The organism is Flavobacterium sp. SORGH_AS_0622, from assembly GCF_030818825.1.
In the GTDB taxonomy this organism is placed as follows: domain Bacteria; phylum Bacteroidota; class Bacteroidia; order Flavobacteriales; family Flavobacteriaceae; genus Flavobacterium.
In genome coordinates, this window is record NZ_JAUTAX010000001.1 from 2578760 (window position 1) to 2596986 (window position 18227).

The 18227-nt window shown below is 31.8% G+C and carries 13 protein-coding genes and 1 pseudogene; 9 read left to right on the top strand and 5 right to left on the bottom strand.

What is annotated here, in order from left to right; all coding sequences use genetic code 11:
- The first annotated feature begins 46 nt into the window (after positions 1 to 46).
- From QE431_RS11300 to QE431_RS11335, 8 genes are all read left to right on the top strand, one after another.
- The gene (locus QE431_RS11300) at positions 47 to 1267 is read left to right on the top strand and encodes an MFS transporter (RefSeq protein WP_057117882.1); all 1221 of its coding nucleotides are present in this window, start codon (positions 47 to 49) and stop codon (positions 1265 to 1267) included.
- 162 nt (positions 1268 to 1429) lie between these two features.
- Complete coding sequence (locus QE431_RS11305; RefSeq protein ID WP_281865702.1) at positions 1430 to 1798, top strand: BlaI/MecI/CopY family transcriptional regulator; 369 nt, start codon at positions 1430 to 1432, stop codon at positions 1796 to 1798.
- 8 nt (positions 1799 to 1806) lie between these two features.
- Complete coding sequence (locus QE431_RS11310; RefSeq protein ID WP_307295844.1) at positions 1807 to 3468, top strand: M56 family metallopeptidase; 1662 nt, start codon at positions 1807 to 1809, stop codon at positions 3466 to 3468.
- Between the two features lie 21 nt (positions 3469 to 3489).
- Entirely contained in the window at positions 3490 to 3858 is a 369-nt protein-coding gene (locus tag QE431_RS11315; RefSeq protein ID WP_307295847.1) for a BlaI/MecI/CopY family transcriptional regulator, read from the top strand.
- A gap of 10 nt (positions 3859 to 3868) precedes the next feature.
- Positions 3869 to 5710, top strand: a complete 1842-nt coding sequence (locus QE431_RS11320) for a M56 family metallopeptidase (RefSeq protein WP_134141186.1) — start codon at positions 3869 to 3871, stop codon at positions 5708 to 5710.
- A 72-nt stretch (positions 5711 to 5782) separates the two neighbouring features.
- A complete protein-coding gene (locus QE431_RS11325) occupies positions 5783 to 7216 on the top strand; it encodes a serine hydrolase (RefSeq protein WP_307295852.1) in 1434 nt (477 codons plus the stop codon).
- Between the two features lie 79 nt (positions 7217 to 7295).
- Positions 7296 to 7439, top strand: a complete 144-nt coding sequence (locus QE431_RS11330) for a hypothetical protein (protein WP_057117877.1) — start codon at positions 7296 to 7298, stop codon at positions 7437 to 7439.
- A gap of 56 nt (positions 7440 to 7495) precedes the next feature.
- Entirely contained in the window at positions 7496 to 8341 is an 846-nt protein-coding gene (locus QE431_RS11335) for a DMT family transporter (protein ID WP_057117876.1), read from the top strand.
- Positions 8342 to 8427: 86 nt separating this feature from the next.
- Here the strand turns inward: QE431_RS11335 and QE431_RS11340 are convergent, their stop codons facing one another.
- Positions 8428 to 8982: a fasciclin domain-containing protein gene (locus QE431_RS11340; protein ID WP_307295861.1), complete on the bottom strand. Its 555-nt coding sequence runs from the start codon at positions 8980 to 8982 to the stop codon at positions 8428 to 8430.
- Positions 8983 to 9235: 253 nt separating this feature from the next.
- On the opposite strand from QE431_RS11340, the pseudogene QE431_RS11345 reads away from it, so the two are divergent.
- A pseudogene (locus tag QE431_RS11345) lies at positions 9236 to 9721 on the top strand (ExbD/TolR family protein); the annotation flags it as partial.
- A gap of 42 nt (positions 9722 to 9763) precedes the next feature.
- Here QE431_RS11345 and QE431_RS11350 read toward each other — a convergent pair.
- The 4 genes from QE431_RS11350 to QE431_RS11365 form a co-directional block, all read right to left on the bottom strand.
- Positions 9764 to 10996 carry a gliding motility-associated C-terminal domain-containing protein gene (locus tag QE431_RS11350; RefSeq protein ID WP_307295862.1) on the bottom strand — a complete coding sequence of 411 codons (1233 nt, stop codon included), beginning with the start codon at positions 10994 to 10996 and terminating at the stop codon, positions 9764 to 9766.
- 6 nt (positions 10997 to 11002) lie between these two features.
- A complete protein-coding gene (locus QE431_RS11355) occupies positions 11003 to 14797 on the bottom strand; it encodes a tail fiber domain-containing protein (RefSeq protein WP_307295865.1) in 3795 nt (1264 codons plus the stop codon).
- A gap of 722 nt (positions 14798 to 15519) precedes the next feature.
- A complete protein-coding gene (gene rpsA, locus QE431_RS11360; RefSeq protein WP_057117869.1) occupies positions 15520 to 17298 on the bottom strand; it encodes a 30S ribosomal protein S1 in 1779 nt (592 codons plus the stop codon).
- Between the two features lie 409 nt (positions 17299 to 17707).
- Positions 17708 to 18205, bottom strand: a complete 498-nt coding sequence (locus tag QE431_RS11365) for a DUF805 domain-containing protein (protein ID WP_307295869.1) — start codon at positions 18203 to 18205, stop codon at positions 17708 to 17710.
- Positions 18206 to 18227 lie beyond the last annotated feature (22 nt).

An 18227-nucleotide genomic window follows, 5' to 3' on the forward strand; every position in this document is an offset into this window, starting at 1 on the left:
ACGCGACAAAGTTTCCTAACTTTGTGACGATAATCTATCAAACAAAATGCTTAAAACCGCTTTTACCCATTACATCAACAATTTTAGAGGATTTACAAGAGAAATTTGGATTCTGGCTATAATCACATTTATCAATCGTGCCGGAACAATGGTACTTCCTTTTTTATCCAAATATTTAAAAGAAGATCTTCATTTCAGTTATAATCAAGTCGGATGGATTATGGTTGCGTTTGGCTTTGGTTCTATGCTGGGTTCATGGCTTGGAGGTAAACTTTCAGATAAAATAGGCTTCTATAAAATCATGATATTCAGTTTATTTACAAGCGGTGTTTCTTTATTCTTTGTTCAATATATCACTACTTTTTGGGCTCTTTGCGTTGCCATGTTTTTATTAATGACAATTGCTGACATGTTCAGGCCGGCGATGTTTGTTTCTTTGGGAGCTTATGCCAAACCAGAAAATAGAACACGTGCCCTAACGCTTGTGCGTCTTGCTGTAAATTTAGGTTTTGCTGCAGGACCTGCACTTGGAGGTCTAATTATTATGGGAATGGGCTATTCTGGTCTTTTCTGGGTTGACGGGGCTTCTTGTATTATTTCGATTTCAATTTTTGCTTTATTAGTAAAAGAAAAGAAAAAAGTAGTTCACGATGATAAGACCGAAAGCGCTGTTGAAACTAAATCTGTTTTTCATGATAAAATTTTCTGGGTTTTCTTATTTGTGAGTTTTATCACTGCAATGATATTCTTTCAGCTTTTTACTACTTTACCTTTATATCATAATGAAAAATTTGGCTTAAGCGAATTTCAAACTGGATTATTAATGACACTCAACGGACTTTTGATTTTCTCTTTAGAAATGCCTACGGTTGGATTTTTAGAGCGAAAAGCTTTTCCTAAAATCAGAATTATCATTGTTGGTTCTTTTATAATGGCTCTGAGTTTCTTTATACTTCTTATCAATTTCTGGGCAGGCATATTAGTAGTCAGTATGGTCTGTATTTCTATTGGAGAAGTTTTAACTTTTCCTTTTTCGAATGCCTTTGCTTTGAGCAGAGCACCACGCGGACAAGAAGGTCGCTACATGGCTCTATATACTATGAGTTTTAGTCTTGCTCATATTATTAGTTCAAAAGTCGGGTTTGAGATTATCACAAGATTAGGATACCAAATCAACTGGCTATTTATGGCTTGTATTGGCGTAATCGCAACTGGATGTTGTATCTGGATTAAAAATGCTCTTGTTACAGAAAAAGTGACACAATAAATTTTTAACTTATTAATCCATTTAAATTCAATTAATTACCATTAAATTTGAATCATATTTCTGTGCTCAAAACCGAATTCAACTTAATTTTTAGTTAAATAACTATTTTTATAGTTGTGTAACTAAAAAAATAGTTGTAGGTTTGAATTAAAATTAGAGATGATGCAGAAGTTAACAAACAAAGAAGAAGAAATTATGATGATTTTATGGAAGCTGAAAAAAGCTTTTGTAAAAGAAATCCAAGCAGAAATTACTGAAGACCAGCCGCACTACAATACGTTATCTACTATTGTACGCAATTTGGAAGACAAAGGATATGTTGGGCACAATGCCTTTGGAAATACGCATCAATACTTTCCTATTGTTGCAATTGAAGATTACAGAAAAGGATTTATGAAAACGGCAATTGATAATTACTTTAATAGTTCTTATAAAAGCATGGTTTCCTTTTTTGCTAAAGAAGAAAAAATTTCAGCAGATGAATTGCGAGAAATTTTATCAATGATTGAAAATAAAAACGAAGAAAAATAATCTTGCTTATGGAAGCACTTCTTATTTATATCGCCAAATCAAGCAGTTTAATACTTTTTTTCTATTGCGTTTATTATTTTTTGCTGCGCAAAGAAACATTCTTTAACAGCAACAGATGGTTTTTATTGTCTGGTTTAATAATTGGAGCAATTTTGCCATTATTAAGTTATACAAAAGTGATATGGATTGAGGCTGCTCCATCTTTAGGTACTACCATTCAATCATCATTAATTGAAATTCCCGAAAGAGAAGCTTCTAATTTTAATTGGAGTTATATTATCATGTCTTTATATGGAATTGGCTTTTTAGTTTTTATAATAAAATTTGCAATTGATTTTTATAGTCTCAATTCTATTCTCAAAGGAAAAAAAATACAACAGCAAGCTGATTTTAAATTCATTGATGTTAATGAAAATATAGCGCCTTTCTCCTATTTTGAATATATTGTATACAACTCATCACTGTACACCTCTTCTGAATTGGAAAATATCATCGAGCATGAAAAAGTACACAGCGACCAAAATCATACTGTAGATGTATTAATTTCTAGATTATTCAGTATTATTTTTTGGTTTAATCCAATTGTCTGGCTTTATAAGAAAGCGATCACGCAAAACCTTGAATTTATTGCTGACAGCGAGGCTGCTAAAAAATTACAAGACAAAAAATCTTACCAATACACGCTTTTAAAAATAACAACACACGAAAATTGTGTTGCAATCACCAATCATTTTTATCAATCATTAATCAAAAAACGAATTGTCATGTTAAACAAAAATCAATCAAAAAAGAAGAATTCCTGGAAGTATTACACAGTAATTCCAGCTCTTGCGGCATTTGTTTTATTATTTCAAATTGAAGTAATTGCAAAAGAAAAACCTCAGGCAAAAAAAGAAATTTCGGAAACAACCAAGTCTGTAGACGTGTATAAAATTAAAAGAAACTCTACAGATGCGGAATTAAAAGAAATTAAGGCGAAATTAAAATCAATTCATAATATTGATTTTGAAGTTTCAGAAATAAAAAGAGATTCTAAAAACAATCTAACTTCAATAAAAGTAAATGTTACAAGAGGCGAACAGCAAGCTCAATCAATTCAAATAGGAGATCAAATTATAAAAGATTTTGGAGTACTTGTTATAACAGACAAAGATGGAAACAAAACAATTGGTATTCAAACCTTTGATGATCCAAAAGATTCCAAAACCGCTAAAGAACCTAAAGTTGGAGTTAGCAAAAGCATAAGCACCATAACTTCTGATAACTCAGATGATTCTAAAACAAATTCAGTAATTACAATTAATAAAAACCAAAATACTAAATCAGATAACAATGTTAACACTTATTCTTTTACTAGTACAAAAACTAATACTGATACTAACACAAATATTAACGGTGTTGTAACTATAAATAATGACAAAAATGTTGTCACTAAAGTAATTACTAACGGGGGCTCAACAATTGCTATTTCAAATTCTGCTAAAAGTGCTACTAAACTAGATGGCCAACTCGTGATTGTTGATGGAGAAGAAATGCCAAGTGATTTTGATATTGATTCTATAAAAGCTAAAGATATCGAATCTGTAAGTATTTATAAAGGATCACAAGCTGTAGCTAAATACGGTAATCGCGCTGCAAATGGGGTTATTGAAATTGAAACTAAAAAATAAAAAACTTTTATAAAAAAGAAAATGCAAAAACTAACCAATAAAGAAGAAGAAATCATGCATATTTTATGGAAGCTGAAAAAGGCTTTTGTAAAAGAAATTCAAGCAGAGATTTTAGAAGATCAGCCGCATTACAATACTTTGTCTACCATTGTTCGTAATCTGGAAGAGAAAGGTTACGTTGCGCACAATGCTTTTGGAAACACGCATCAATATTTTCCAATTGTAAGTATCGAAGATTACCGAAAAGGTTTTATGAGTACTGCTATTGACAATTATTTTAATAGTTCGTACAAAAGCATGGTTTCATTTTTTGCTAAGGAAGAAAAAATTTCTGCAGCCGAATTACGAGAAATATTAGATATGATCGAAAATCCAAAAGAAGGTAAATAATCAAAATACTATGGAAGCACTTTTCATTTTTATCCTGAAATCGAGCGGATTGTTGGCAATGTTTTACTTTGCTTACATCTTTTTACTTCGCAAAGAAACTTTTTTCAATAGCAGCCGCTGGTTTTTAATAGCGGGATTAATTACTTCTGTAATTCTGCCTTTTGTAGTTTATACCAAAGTTATCTGGATCGAAAAACCAGCTGTGCAAATTATCAACAAAAGAGTGGTTGAGAATTTTTCTACTGCTAATACTTATAGCGCTAGTACTGCTTCTTACGAACCCCAATACAGCCCTGCAGCGTTGGTTGAAGAAGAGCCAATTGAAATTAATTGGGATTTAGTCTTAATAGCAATCTATAGTTTAGGATTAGCTGCTTTCTTGTTCAAATTTGGGTTTGATATTTATAGTTTGAACGCAGTTTTAAAAGGGAAAAAAATACAGCAGCAGGAAGATTTTAAATTTATTGACATAAATGAAAACATAGCTCCTTTCTCCTATTTCGATTATATTGTGTATAACTCATCACTATACACTCCAATAGAATTAGAAAGTATTTTGGAACACGAAAAAGTGCACAGCGACCAGAATCATACCATTGATGTTTTGATATCTAGAATCTTCTGTATCTTATTTTGGTTTAATCCAATTGTGTGGCTTTATAAAAAAGCTATTTTACAAAATCTTGAATTCATTGCTGACAGAGAGGCCTCTAAAAAAATCAACGACAAAAAAGCGTATCAATACACGCTTTTAAAAATCACAACGCATGAAACCTGCGTTGCAATCACCAATCATTTTTATCAATCATTAATCAAAAAACGAATTGTCATGTTAAACAAAAATCAATCAAGCAAAAAGAATTACTGGAAATATTATGCTGTAATTCCCGCTCTTGGAGCTTTTGTCCTTTTATTTCAAATAGAAACAATCGCACAGGAAAAGAAACAAAACGGATTGCCGACTATTTCAAAAGATACTATTAAATCAAGCGATGAAACTTTTAAAATCACAAAAAACACAACTGATCAGGAATTAAAAGATTTGCCAGGGAAATTAAAAGCAAATCATAATATTGATATTGAAATTTCAGACGTTAAAAGAAATACCAAAAAGGAATTAACTGCTATTCAAATTAAAGTAAAATCAGAATCGGGCAAGAAACAAACTATTGTAATCGACGGTGATGAAGCTATAAAAGACTGTGAATTTGCAATTGGAACTGACGAAGATGGCACAAAATCTATAGTTATTAATACAGACGAAAACTTCTCTGTTCCTGTTATGATGAGAAATGAAAAAGTTATCGTTCGTCACTACGGAGATTCAGACATTACACCTCCTACACCACCAACACCGCCAGTTTTTCCTTCAGGACCCATGCCAGCTGCACCTGCATTAGATATGTCTAAAATGCCAAAACCTCCAGTTGCTCCAAAAAACATGAACGATAAAGTTGCTGTAAGTAAGTTTGAAAAACAAATGGAAGCTTTTGAAAAACAAATGGAAGTTATTGAGCCTCAATTGGAAGCATATGAAAAACAAGTTGAAGCATTAATGTCTCAAAGAGAAGCGATTTACGAAAAAGAAATGGCTAAGTATGAGATAGCAATGGAAAAGTTCCACGCAAACATGGAAAAATTTAATTACGATTTTAAGTTTAAATTTGAAAATGATGCAGAATATGGCAACACAAAACAATATGAGCAAGACATGAAACAGTTGGAGCTTGATATGAAACAGCATGAAAAAGACATGAAACAACATGCGAAAGATATGAAGCAACATGAAAAAAACATGAAACAGCACGAAAAAGATATGAAAGCTATGGAAAAAGAAAATAAAAAAGCTTAATATACTTTGTTCATTTAAAAAAACCAGTGTTAAAACACTGGTTTTTCTATTTCTAATATTAAATATTGCAAAATGAAAAAAAATCTTCTAACTCTTTTTTTGCTTTTTAGTCTTTCTATTATTGCTCAGCAAAATTTAGCCGATAAAGCCATTTTTAAAGCTATGGATAAGACAGCATCAATATTATTAGAAAAATCAAAAACTAATTCAATCTCAATTGGTGTTGTCAATAATGGAAAAACTTTTACCAGACATTATGGAGAAATTGATAAAAACAAAGAAAACAAAGCTGATAATAACACTGTTTTTGAAATTGCATCGATCACTAAATTATTTACCGGTTTACTTACAGCTCAAGCTGTATTAGAGGGAAAACTAAATCTCAACGACGACATTAGAAAATATCTAACTGGGATTTATCCAAATTTAGAATATAACGGTACTCCAATTACGATTAAAGATTTAGTTTCTTTTAGAACTGGTTTTAACAAAGATCTTCCAGATACTGATGAATTAAGAAAAAATCGAAGCGACAGCAGTTACTTGGCTTTTAAAAAGCTGGACGAATCTTACAGTCGTGAAAAGTTCTTTGAAGATCTTAAAACCATTAAATTAGACACCTTGCCAGGAACTAAATTTAAATACAGTAACGGAAGTCTAAATTTGACAGCTCATATTTTAGAAAACGTCTATCACAAAGATTATGAAACACTTCTCAAAGAGAATATATTTTCAAAATTGGACATGAAATCAACTGGAATTAATTTAGATTCAGACATAGTTATTGCAAATGGTTACAATCTAAAAGGAGTATTAATGCCGAGAATTTCAGATAATCTTTGGGGCGCTGCTGGAAGGTTAAAAACTACTTTAGGTGACTTAACTAAATTTATTGCTTACGAACTAAATACAAAAAATAAAATTGTTCAGGAATCGCAGCGAAATCTCTTAAACAGTATCACAACTTGGAACGGCTATTTTTGGGATTATATTCAGGTAGATGAAAATGGTCAAAACTGCTGGAAACACGGTGGTGCATTTGGTACTCAAAACATGTTGATTGTTTATCCAGAAAGGAAACTTGGATTATCGATCATTGTAAATATAAGCGATGAAAATACAGCAAATGCATTAGGAGAAGCCATCATACGATTGTCAAATGATTTACTTAGTGCATACAAAAAACAAACTGGTATTTATGGATATAAAATAATTAATAACAATGTTGTTTTTAGTTATGAACATGATAAAAATTTAAACTCAAATCTTATTAAAAGTATATCGATTGCAGGTTCATTCAATAATTGGAACCCCAATGATAAAAACTATCAATTGATTCAAAAAAGCAAAAACACCTTTGAGTTATCGATTCCAAAATCTAATTTTGAGAAAGACAAGACACATTTTTTTAAATTTGTAATTAATAAATCTGGCTGGATTGAAGCTCCTCAAAATGTAATAAACAGAGAAGCAGATGGCGATAAAAACTTAATTCTTAAAATTTAAAAATTACATAATTTGCACCTTAAAGACTTTGGTTTAAACCCAAAGTCTTTTTTTTATATCTTTGAAGAAACAATCTACTATGTATAAATTCTTAGCCAAACTCAATAAAATCTTACTGCCAAGTTTTACCAAACAAGGTTTAGACATTTCAAAAGCAAAAAAATGGCAAATGGCTATTATTGGTTATCGTGCATACGTAACAAAGCGTGCACTAGATAATTAGCTATTAGATCGTTTTGTTTATCACACAGAAAAGAATCTTTTTCTGTATCATCATATATGAAAAATAAAGAAATAAACCTCCCTCCTGTTCCGGCAGTATTACTAGCAATTATTAGTGTACAGTGTGGTGCTGCAATTGCAAAAACACTTTTTCCTGCAATTGGAGCTGCGGGAACTGCATCGATACGTATTGGTGTTTCAGCATTAATTTTATTATTAGCCTACCGTCCAAATTTAAAAGCAATTACGCCAGATCAATGGAAAATTGTGATTCCTTATGGTTTATCTTTAGGCGCGATGAACCTTATTTTTTATTTTGCTATTGAAAGAATTCCAATCGGATTAGCTGTTACTTTAGAATTTGTTGGACCGCTCCTGCTTGCTATAGCAGGCTCAAAACGTTGGGTAGATTATTGCTGGGTTTTGCTTGCTGCAATAGGTATCTTATTAATTGCGCCTTGGACAAATGATCGTCTAGATCCTTTAGGTATTTTATGCGCGCTTTTGGCTGGAGCATTTTGGACTGCTTATATTGTATTAGGAGGAAAAATTTCAAAAATAATGAACGGCGGACAAGCCGTTTCTACAGGGATGCTATTTGCTGCAATTTTAATTTTACCATTCGGTTTTATAGAAAACGGATTGGCAAATCTAACTCCAAAACTCTTCGGAATGGGAGTTGCGCTTGCACTTTTATCTAGTGCTATTCCTTTTACTTTAGAAATGAAAGCCTTAGGTCAGCTTCCGCCGCGTACATTTAGTATTTTAATGAGTTTAGAACCTGCAGCAGCTTCTATTTGCGCTTTTATTTTTCTTCAGGAAAGTTTAAGTTTTTATGAAATTTTAGCAGTTGTTTGTGTTGTAATCGCATCTGCAGGAAGCACCTTGACTGCTAAAAAGTAATTTAAAAAATCTCAAAAATTAAAATTCCAAATCCCAATTTAAAACTTGGAATTTGGAATTTAGGATTTTCAAATTTAATTTATGTATTAATTTTTTGGAAGTAATACAGCATCTACAACATGAATTACACCATTTGATTGATTCACATCTGCAATTGTTACTTTAGCTTTATTTCCGTTTTCATCTGTAATATATAAATTTTTACCTTTCATCCAAGCAGTAAGAGTTCCACCGCTAACAGTTTTAATAGTTGCTTTTCCTTTTCCATCTTTAATTGCTTTTGCAATATCTGCCGAATTCCATTTCCCAGAAGCAACATGATAGGTCAAGATAGTTTGTAGTTTCTTTTTGTTTTCTGGTTTCAATAAAGTTTCAACAGTTCCTTTTGGTAATTTATTAAAAGCTTCATTTGTCGGCGCAAAAACAGTAAACGGACCAGCTCCTTTTAAAGTTTCTACTAAATCAGCAGCTTTTACAGCAGCTACAAGCGTAGTGTGATCTTTTGAGTTAACCGCGTTCTCAATAATATTTTTATTAGGATACATTGCCGCTCCACCAACCATTACTGATTTTTGAGCGAAAGAAGTAAATCCGAATGCTAATGCTAAAATTGCTGTGGCAAAAAATTTTCTAGTTTTCATAATTATTTTTTTTAAGTTATAATGTCATTTACGGGGATATATTTCTTTTGGTTTTATGAAAAATGAAAATAATTTAAAATAACATTGATATATTCTCAAAATACACTGTACAACAAGTAATTGATCGTAAAGAAATATTTTATTTTTTTTTATAATTAACAGAATTTCGAATCCTTTTTATTATTAAATTTAGATTCAAAACCTCTTTATTATGAAAAATCTACCTTAAAAAGTAAGAAGTAAAAAACTAAGTTCTAGAGTCGATTTAACTGCAATGGTCAGCGTTTCTTTTTTGCTGATTATATTTTTTATGGTAGTAGGGGAATTATCAAAGCCTAAAATTATTGATTTGAGTCTACCTGATAATGGAGATATTGTCTGCAGACCAATTGCTTGTGTGGACACTAATAGAATTTATACAATACTTTTAGATGATAAAGATAGAATTGTAACTTATTCAGGTTTACTACAAGATTCTTCAGTCAATCCAAAAGAAATTATTTATGGTCGAGATGGAATTCGAAAAGAATTATTCGGTAAAAAAAGAGCAATTCTCGAATACTCCACATCAATGGGTAAACCAAAAAATGGTCCAATTGTAATTATCAAACCAAGCAAAAAGTCTAATTTTAAAAATTTAGTTGATATTCTCGACGAAATGGCTATCGTTAAGATTGATACTTATGCAATTGTTCCTGAATTTACGCCAGAAGAAACCAAATTATTAGCATCAAATTAATAATTAAAAATTAAATTTCCAGCATGAAAAAGTCTGCCAAAATTAGTTAGACGAAGTAAGATATATATATCCTGCTTTTTCTTTCCAAATACCATTCGTAACCTCATAGCTTAGTGTATAAAAGTAAGTTCCATCTGGTAATATACTGGATTTTTTTACTGTAGCCCTGCCTTCAGAATATCCGTAGAAAAAATTATTATCTATTCCGTATCCGGTTGTTTCAAATACTTTTATTCCCCAGCGATTATAAATTTGAAGTCTATTGTTTGGAAAATTAGTGATTCCGTCAATTTGAAGAAAATCATTTTTTCCATCTTCATTTGCAGAAATAGCATTGTGAATGACAATTTCATCAGAGGAATTAGACAGAATTCGTCCAAGTGTAAAAATCCCATCATTATCAATAGATGCTGTTACTGTTTTACCACTTTCATCGACAGCCGATGTATAATAGACCCATTTATTTTCAGTTTCATCCCATCTTACAATGGCTAATGTTGTTCCAGGATTACCATTAATAATTTCGTTGGGCGTTGTGGCTTCATTCCAGGACAAAGTAATTGCAATATCTACAGGATTCTGGTTGCTTTCAAAACTCCAATATTCAGGTAAATCAATAATTTGAATCAAAGGATCTTTCTGATTATGTGGGTGTAAAGCATTTGAATCTTTTAGATAATATCTGCTGCTAAAAAAATTGGTCGTTGCGTTACTCTGACTGATCGCCGAAGGTCTAAAAAAACCGCCGTCGCCTATAGGAAATTCAAATTGATTGTTTTTATTTCTTTCAACTAAACCAGCAACATAACTGTTATTACTTGTATTTTGATGCGTTGCATTTTCTTCAAATAAAAAATTTCCGGGCTGAGTCACATTATCTACAATTCCATAATAGAAATCAGAACTGCCAAATACAGTAATATCTCCAGATAATAAAAAGGCAGGCTGGGTAAAATTGTTTTCAAATCTGGCATTATACAATTCGCTTACTGATACTCCAGAAATGGTTTGAGCCGCAGCACTACCTTTAAAATATGTTAATCCTGTAGTCAAATTTGGAGAAAAAGTTACAAGCCCGTCATTATTAAAATTAGCATAGACATAGAAAGTTCCGTCATTAACAAAATCTCCTGTTGTTTTATTATCAAAAGATTCTATAGTAGACAAAATGGTATTTGAGCTCACTGTTAAACCACCAATATTTGAAGTTTGCGAGCTTATTTTACTAACATAGCATATTGATAGTACAAATAAATATATCATTATTTTACTCATAACTTCTTACTTTAATTTATTTACTATTACTTCTAAACGTTGTAAGCGTGTTTCAAGATCTGCTATTTTTTTATCTTGTTGCTCTATTATTACTTGTTGCTCTTGTACAGCTTTTACAAGCGGAACAACAAATTCTGAGTAACGAAGGCTGTAAAAATCTTTTTCGCTGGCTGGTTTAACAATTCCACTAAATTGATACCCAACAGAATTAGCTGCTGATTCTACTTCTTGAGCAATAAAACCAGATTGTAAATCGGTTGTTCCTGTTTTAAGATGATAAATAACGGGGCGAAGTTTATTTATGAAATTTAAACCAAAAGAACTTGTTTGTATCTCTTTTTTCAAACGTAAATCAGAAGGATTTGACCATGCTACCTGTCCTCCAATACTGGTCATAGCATCATTTCCTATCTGCACTGTATTATTTCCTCTACCTAAAGCTGCATAACCAATTACGACCTCATTATCAGCAGAATTGTTAAGTGCTCTTATCTGTGTACCAACATAAACACAATTATTAGCCCCATTTAAAATATCTGTTCCTGAAGCACCGAAATATCTTCCACTTTCAAATCCTATTGCAACATTTCCAGAACCAGAAACATTGTTGTATAAAGCGGTAGCTCCAATAGCTGTATTATTGTTCCCTCCAAAATTTTGGCTTAATGCAAAATCTCCCATTGCAGTATTAGAGTTTCCCGTACTATTATTATTACCAGCATTATTTCCTACCGCTGTATTATTGTTTCCTATTGCATTATTTCGCAAAGCTTGATGGCCATTAGCAACATTTGACTGCCCTGTAGTATTCCCAAACATAGCTTCCATACCCGTGACTACGTTATCACTTCCGGATGTATTTAAGTAAAGTGCATTAAGTCCTAAAGCTATGTTATTATTTCCGGTATTATTATTATTAAGAGAATAATCTCCAATTGCAGTATTATTGATTCCTGTTGTGTTTAATTCAAGGGCTGCAACACCAATAGCTTGATTTCTGGTTCCCGTGGTGTTTGCAGTTAGTGTGTTATAACCTATTGCAATATTATTGTTAACGGTACTATTTGCAAGAGAGTTATATCCGATAGCAATATTATAACTTCCAAAAATATTATTTGCTAATGCGTTGGAACCTAATGCTGTATTAAAATTTCCGCCATTATTTAAATTTAAACTTAAACTTCCTATTGCTACATTCGAAGTTCCTGTAGAAAGCGGATTTGCCCCAACTCCAAAAGAAGTATTATTTGTACTTAAAAGACCACTTTGGATGTTATTTCGTTTAAAAACTAAATCAACATTATCTGTTGTACCTAAAAAATTTGTGCCGGCAACTGTTTGCGCATTTCCTCTAATATCCCATTTTTGTTTTAATTCTGTTGCTAAATTTTCAATTGCTCCCTGCACATTTGTAGAAGGAACAGCAATTGTTGTTGACGATGCCGGAATAGCCGTACTAGGTGTTAATAAAGCAGTTTCAACAGGAGAATTAATAATATACGGAGTTGCTATTTCTCCATTACCAGTGACTGTAACATTAGTTCCAGCGGTTACCACAGATTTTAGGCCTGTTAAATCAAAAGGACTTACTGTTCCGTCTTCACTACTGTAACTTAATGTACTAGTCGCTGGATCATAAGACAATGAAGTTAAGGTTTCCTGGATATTTTCCTGTAAACCTTCTTCATTTAAATAATTAGCGATTATATTTCCAGTTAGTACTACTGGTGTTATTTTAGTGGTTGTTTCTCTTATGTCTACTGGTGTTCCTCCAGTTTCATTAGCATATTGTGCAATAATATTACCAGTTGCGACAACAGGAGTAATAGTTGTAACGGTTTCTGAATTTGTAACTAAAGCAGCCAGATCTATTACCGATGGAACTCCATTTTCCGGATTATAAGTCAGCGTCTGAGCCGTTGCATCGTATACTAAACTTGTCTGTGTTTCGGCGCCTTGGACGAGATTTAATAAATTAACTACCGTTGGTGTTCCATTTTCTGCGTTGTATGTTAATGTGTTTGCAGCAGCATCATAAACCAGACTTGTTAATGTTTCATTATTTTTGATTATGGTTGCCAGTTCTGTTACAACGGCAGGATTATTTAAAATTGTTGAAGCATTATTTGTAACATCGCCAACTACGTCAATCACAGTTACTGTATTATCTTCACTTGTATAGGTATGTTTGCCATCTGGAGCATTAACCAGAGTAGTAATTGTTTCTGAACCTTTTACAAGATCTGACAGATTTATTACCGCTGGAACTCCATTTTCCGGATTATAAGTCAGCGTCTGGGCCGTTGCATCGTATACTAAACTTGTCTGTGTTTCGGCGCCTTGGACTAGATTTAATAAATTAACTACCGTTGGTGTTCCATTTTCTGCATTGTATGTTAATGTATTTGCACCAGCATCATAAACCAGACTTGTTAATGTTTCATTATTTTTTATGATCGTTGCCAATTCCGTTACAACAGCAGGATTATTTAAAATTGTTGAAGCATTATTTGTAACATCGCCAACAACGTCAATTACAGTTGCTGTATTATCTTCACTGGTATAGGTATGTTTGCCATCTGGAGCATTAACCAGAGTAGTAATTGTTTCTGAACCTTTTACAAGATCTGACAGATTTATTACCGCTGGAACTCCATTTTCCGGATTATAAGTCAGCGTCTGGGCCGTTGCATCGTATACTAAACTTGTCTGTGTTTCGGCACCTTGGACTAGATTTAATAAATTAACTACCGTTGGTGTTCCATTTTCTGCGTTGTATGTTAATGTATTTGCACCAGCATCATAAACCAGACTTGTTAATGTTTCATTATTTTTTATAATCGTTGCCAATTCCGTTACAACAGCAGGATTATTTAAAATTGTTGAAGCATTATTTGTAACATCGCCAACAACGTCAATTACAGTTGCTGTATTATCTTCACTGGTATAAGTATGTTTGCCATCTGGAGCATTAACCAGAGTAGTAATTGTTTCTGAACCTTTTACAAGATCTGACAGATTTATTACCGCTGGAACTCCATTTTCCGGATTATAAGTCAGCGTCTGGGCCGTTGCATCGTATACTAAACTTGTCTGTGTTTCGGCACCTTTGACTAGATTTAATAAATTAACTACCGTTGGTGTTCCATTTTCTGCATTGTATGTTAATGTATTTGCGCCTGCATCATAAACCAGACTTGTTAATGTTTCATTATTTTTGATAATGTTGGTTAATTCCGTTATAACAGCAGGACTATTTAAAATTGTTGAAGCATTATTTGTAACATCGCCAACAACGTCAATTACAGTTACTGTATTATTTTCACTGGTATAAGTATGTTTACCATCTGGAGCATTAACTAGAGTAGTAATTGTTTCATTATTTTTCACAATATCTTGAAAATTGATTATCTGCTGATTTCCACTTTGATCAACATAATAAAATGTATTCGAAACAGGATTAAATACTACTGTTCCTTCTGGAACTGTTGTTTCAGAAGAGACTACGATTCTGTTCCACTTATTATTGTACCAATAATAATAACCTGGAGTAACATTTAGCGGCGCTGTACCAGCCGTTGCTTCATTAAAAACTAAAAGACTTGAAGGTAATGATCCTGTATTAAGTATAGGATTCATACTCGTTGTACTTTGCAATTGAACTCTTGGAATCAAGACACCTCTATTGGCTGCAACAACATCTAATTGAGAAGAATTATTCGGTAAAGGAGTTCCGATTCCAACTTGAGCATTACACAAACCTCCCAGAACAAAAAGTAGAAGTAAAATTTTAATTTTCATAAACTTTGATTTAAATTAATAAAATAAAATAGTAGGAATTTTATAGTATCATCAATCAAAATATTAATTACATGTTCGAAAAAGAAAGATGTAGAAAAAGCAGAAATTTAAAAATAAGAGTAATTGTGGTTTTCAAAGTATAATGAAGGCGTAAAAAAATAAATTTTCCAAAAATTGTAATTATTTTATTGACGACAGGATTAAGTTGATCTTATTTCTGTGAAATTTAAATAATAATTACCACAGTATTAAGACAGAAAAAACATAAATAGATTATAGAAAATATATTAAGCTAGAATTCTAAGAATATAATTAAGAGTAATTTTTTTTCATCATTTTGAAATTTATAAATTAAACTAATCGCTATTTAAAATCTAATTGATTGAAAATTACATTTAAATAAGTGACTACTAAAGGTATTTATGACTGTCTCCTTAAATATCAAGAGTGAAAGCAACTTATTTAAAAAAAAGCTTTTTAAATAATTAAATCATATAAAATATATGAAAGGTCAATAAACAGTTATTTGCAAATACAAAATTATAAAAAACTGTTTTACAGCACTATAAACTTACAAAAAAAATATTATATTTAAATAAAATTTTATTTTTTGAGAAGAAAACAACGAGAATAAGACTATAAATTTACACAAATAAAAAACTATAATAATAAAAAAAGTCCCACAAATGTGGGACTTTCTATTTATAAAAAAAATCTAAGAATTATTTTTTCTCAGTTTTTTCCATTTTAGCTTTTAAAGCAGCTAATACATCATTGTTATCTCCTAAAGTTGCAGCTGGTGCATTAGTAGTAGAGTTAGATGAAGTATTTTCAGTTGCAGCTTTCACATTTTTCTCTTCTTCTTCACGGAAGATAGCAGTGTGAGAAGCAACTACTCTTTTGAATTCTTTGTTAAATTCGATTACTTTGAAATCAGCAGTATCACCTTTTTTCAATTTCTTTCCGTCTTCTTTTTCAAGGTGACGAGTAGGAATGAAAGCAACGATATCATCTCCGAATTCTACAGTAGCTCCTTTGTCAACGATTTCAGAAATTTCACCATTGTGGATAGTTCCTACAGCGAAAGAATCTTCGTATTGATCCCAAGGATTAGCAGTAGTTTGTTTGTGACCTAAAGATAATTTACGTCCTTCAACATCTAATTCTAATACAACTACATCAAGTTTTTCACCAACATTTACAAATTCAGATGGGTGTTTGATTTTCTTAGTCCAAGAAAGGTCAGAAATGTAGATTAATCCATCAATTCCTTCTTCTAATTCTACGAAAATACCAAAGTTTGTAAAGTTTCTAACGATACCTGTATGTTTAGAACCTACTGGGTATTTAGAAGTGATATCAGTCCATGGATCTTGAGTTAATTGTTTGATACCTAATGACATTTTACGATCATCTCTATCTAAAGTTAAGATAACAGCTTCAACAACATCTCCAACTTTTACGAAATCTTGAGCAGAACGTAAATGAGTTGACCATGACATTTCAGAAACGTGGATTAAACCTTCAACACCTTCAGCAACTTCGATGAAAGCACCGTAATCAGCGATTACAACTACTTTACCTTTAACTTTATCACCAACAGTTAAGTTAGCATCTAAAGCGTCCCATGGGTGAGCGTTTAATTGTTTCAATCCTAATTGAATTCTTGTTTTCTCATCATCGAAATCAAGGATTACAACGTTTAATTTTTGGTCTAATTCAAGAACTTCACTTGGGTGGTTGATTCTACTCCAAGAAAGGTCAGTAATGTGAATTAATCCGTCAACACCACCTAAGTCAATGAACACACCATAAGAAGTAATGTTTTTAACAACACCTTCTAATACTTGTCCTTTTTGTAATTGACCGATGATTTCTTTTTTCTGTACTTCAATGTCAGCCTCGATAAGAGCTTTATGAGATACAACAACGTTTTTGAATTCGTGGTTGATTTTTACCACTTTGAATTCCATCATTTTGTTTACATATACATCGTAGTCTCTAATTGGCTTAACGTCAATTTGAGATCCTGGTAAGAACGCCTCGATACCGAATACGTCAACAATCATACCTCCTTTAGTTCTACATTTAACAAAACCGTTAACGATTTCTCCAGTTTCATTAGCTGCAATAACTCTATCCCAAGATTTGATAGTACGTGCTTTTCTGTGAGATAATACTAATTGACCTGTTTTATCCTCACGGATGTCAATTAATACTTCTACTTTGTCACCTACTTTTAAATTTGGGTTGTAACGAAATTCGTTTAAAGAAATAACACCTTCAGATTTAGCATTGATATCAACGATAACGTCTCTATCTGTAATTCTAACAACAACTCCTTCAACTACTTCTTCTTGATCTGTAGCGATGAAAGTTTTTGATACTAGTTCTTCAAACTCTTGTAAGTTTTTCTCATCTACTGCATCAATTCCTTCTTGGAAGTTATGCCAGTTAAAATTTGCTAAAAACTCTTCTTGTGATTTTGTTTGTTCAGACATGCTGATAAAAAAATTTGTATTCTGTTTTTCTCGAGTTTCTTTATGCGATAGAAAATACAGAAGTTGTTTTACATAAATGGTTGATTCCTAATGGAAACTCTTCTCTGCCAAAAGGACTGCAAAATTAATACATTTTTCTGAATTAACAAAATAAATCCGATTGATTGTTAGGCAATTATTCAAGAGCAGAAAATTTTGTTTTTTTTCAAGACTTCACATGTTTTTAACCTTAAGAAAATAAATACCAATTATATAAAAGTTCCTTAAGCGTATCAAATACTTCTTTCATGGTGTAAAGAAAATAGATACTTCCTAAAATTAAAAATGGAAGGCGTTTGTTTTTATCCTTTAGTGCAAAAGAAAGAGTGATTGGTACAATTGACCAAAATAACAAACTAGGATAATTAATTTACTTGTAAAACTTATAAAAAACTTCTGAATTAATAAACTCTGCGGCAACTTTATAGATTAATACATTAATCAATGTAGAAATTAATACGAGCTGAATTATAGAATCTGCATTTGAACAATCCTCATCTTTAGATTCAAATTTTGGATTTTCACCGTATTCATTTTTTTGCGAATCACCATTTAAAATCAATAAAATAAATAACCAAATTCCACCAAAAAAAGGAATTAAACACAATAAAATCATCCAGCCGCTTTTGCCAACATCGTGAAGCCGTCTAACAGTTACAGCAATACTTGGGACAAATGAAGTGACAGCATATAATATGCAAAACCACCCGAAAGGAAAGAAATTTAAACTTAAACGAAAAATCGCATCTGTTATAAATAGTATTGTTGCAAAACTAAAATTATAAAGCGAAAACATCCAATATTCACTTCTTCGTGCTCTGCCTTCAAAATTGAAGTAGTCCCTAAAAACTTTTAAATACCAGTTCATATAATCTATCTATAAAAGTACA

What these genes read in the sequence shown, in the direction of transcription:
- QE431_RS11300 (WP_057117882.1), top strand. Translation starts at nt 47, where the DNA reads ATGCTTAAAACCGCTTTTACCCATTACATCAACAATTTTAGAGGATTT.
- QE431_RS11305 (WP_281865702.1), top strand. Translation starts at nt 1,430, where the DNA reads ATGCAGAAGTTAACAAACAAAGAAGAAGAAATTATGATGATTTTATGG.
- QE431_RS11310 (WP_307295844.1), top strand. Translation starts at nt 1,807, where the DNA reads ATGGAAGCACTTCTTATTTATATCGCCAAATCAAGCAGTTTAATACTT.
- QE431_RS11315 (WP_307295847.1), top strand. Translation starts at nt 3,490, where the DNA reads ATGCAAAAACTAACCAATAAAGAAGAAGAAATCATGCATATTTTATGG.
- QE431_RS11320 (WP_134141186.1), top strand. Translation starts at nt 3,869, where the DNA reads ATGGAAGCACTTTTCATTTTTATCCTGAAATCGAGCGGATTGTTGGCA.
- QE431_RS11325 (WP_307295852.1), top strand. Translation starts at nt 5,783, where the DNA reads ATGAAAAAAAATCTTCTAACTCTTTTTTTGCTTTTTAGTCTTTCTATT.
- QE431_RS11330 (WP_057117877.1), top strand. Translation starts at nt 7,296, where the DNA reads ATGTATAAATTCTTAGCCAAACTCAATAAAATCTTACTGCCAAGTTTT.
- QE431_RS11335 (WP_057117876.1), top strand. Translation starts at nt 7,496, where the DNA reads ATGAAAAATAAAGAAATAAACCTCCCTCCTGTTCCGGCAGTATTACTA.
- QE431_RS11340 (WP_307295861.1), bottom strand. Translation starts at nt 8,982, where the DNA reads ATGAAAACTAGAAAATTTTTTGCCACAGCAATTTTAGCATTAGCATTC.
- QE431_RS11350 (WP_307295862.1), bottom strand. Translation starts at nt 10,996, where the DNA reads ATGAGTAAAATAATGATATATTTATTTGTACTATCAATATGCTATGTT.
- QE431_RS11355 (WP_307295865.1), bottom strand. Translation starts at nt 14,797, where the DNA reads ATGAAAATTAAAATTTTACTTCTACTTTTTGTTCTGGGAGGTTTGTGT.
- rpsA (WP_057117869.1), bottom strand. Translation starts at nt 17,298, where the DNA reads ATGTCTGAACAAACAAAATCACAAGAAGAGTTTTTAGCAAATTTTAAC.
- QE431_RS11365 (WP_307295869.1), bottom strand. Translation starts at nt 18,205, where the DNA reads ATGAACTGGTATTTAAAAGTTTTTAGGGACTACTTCAATTTTGAAGGC.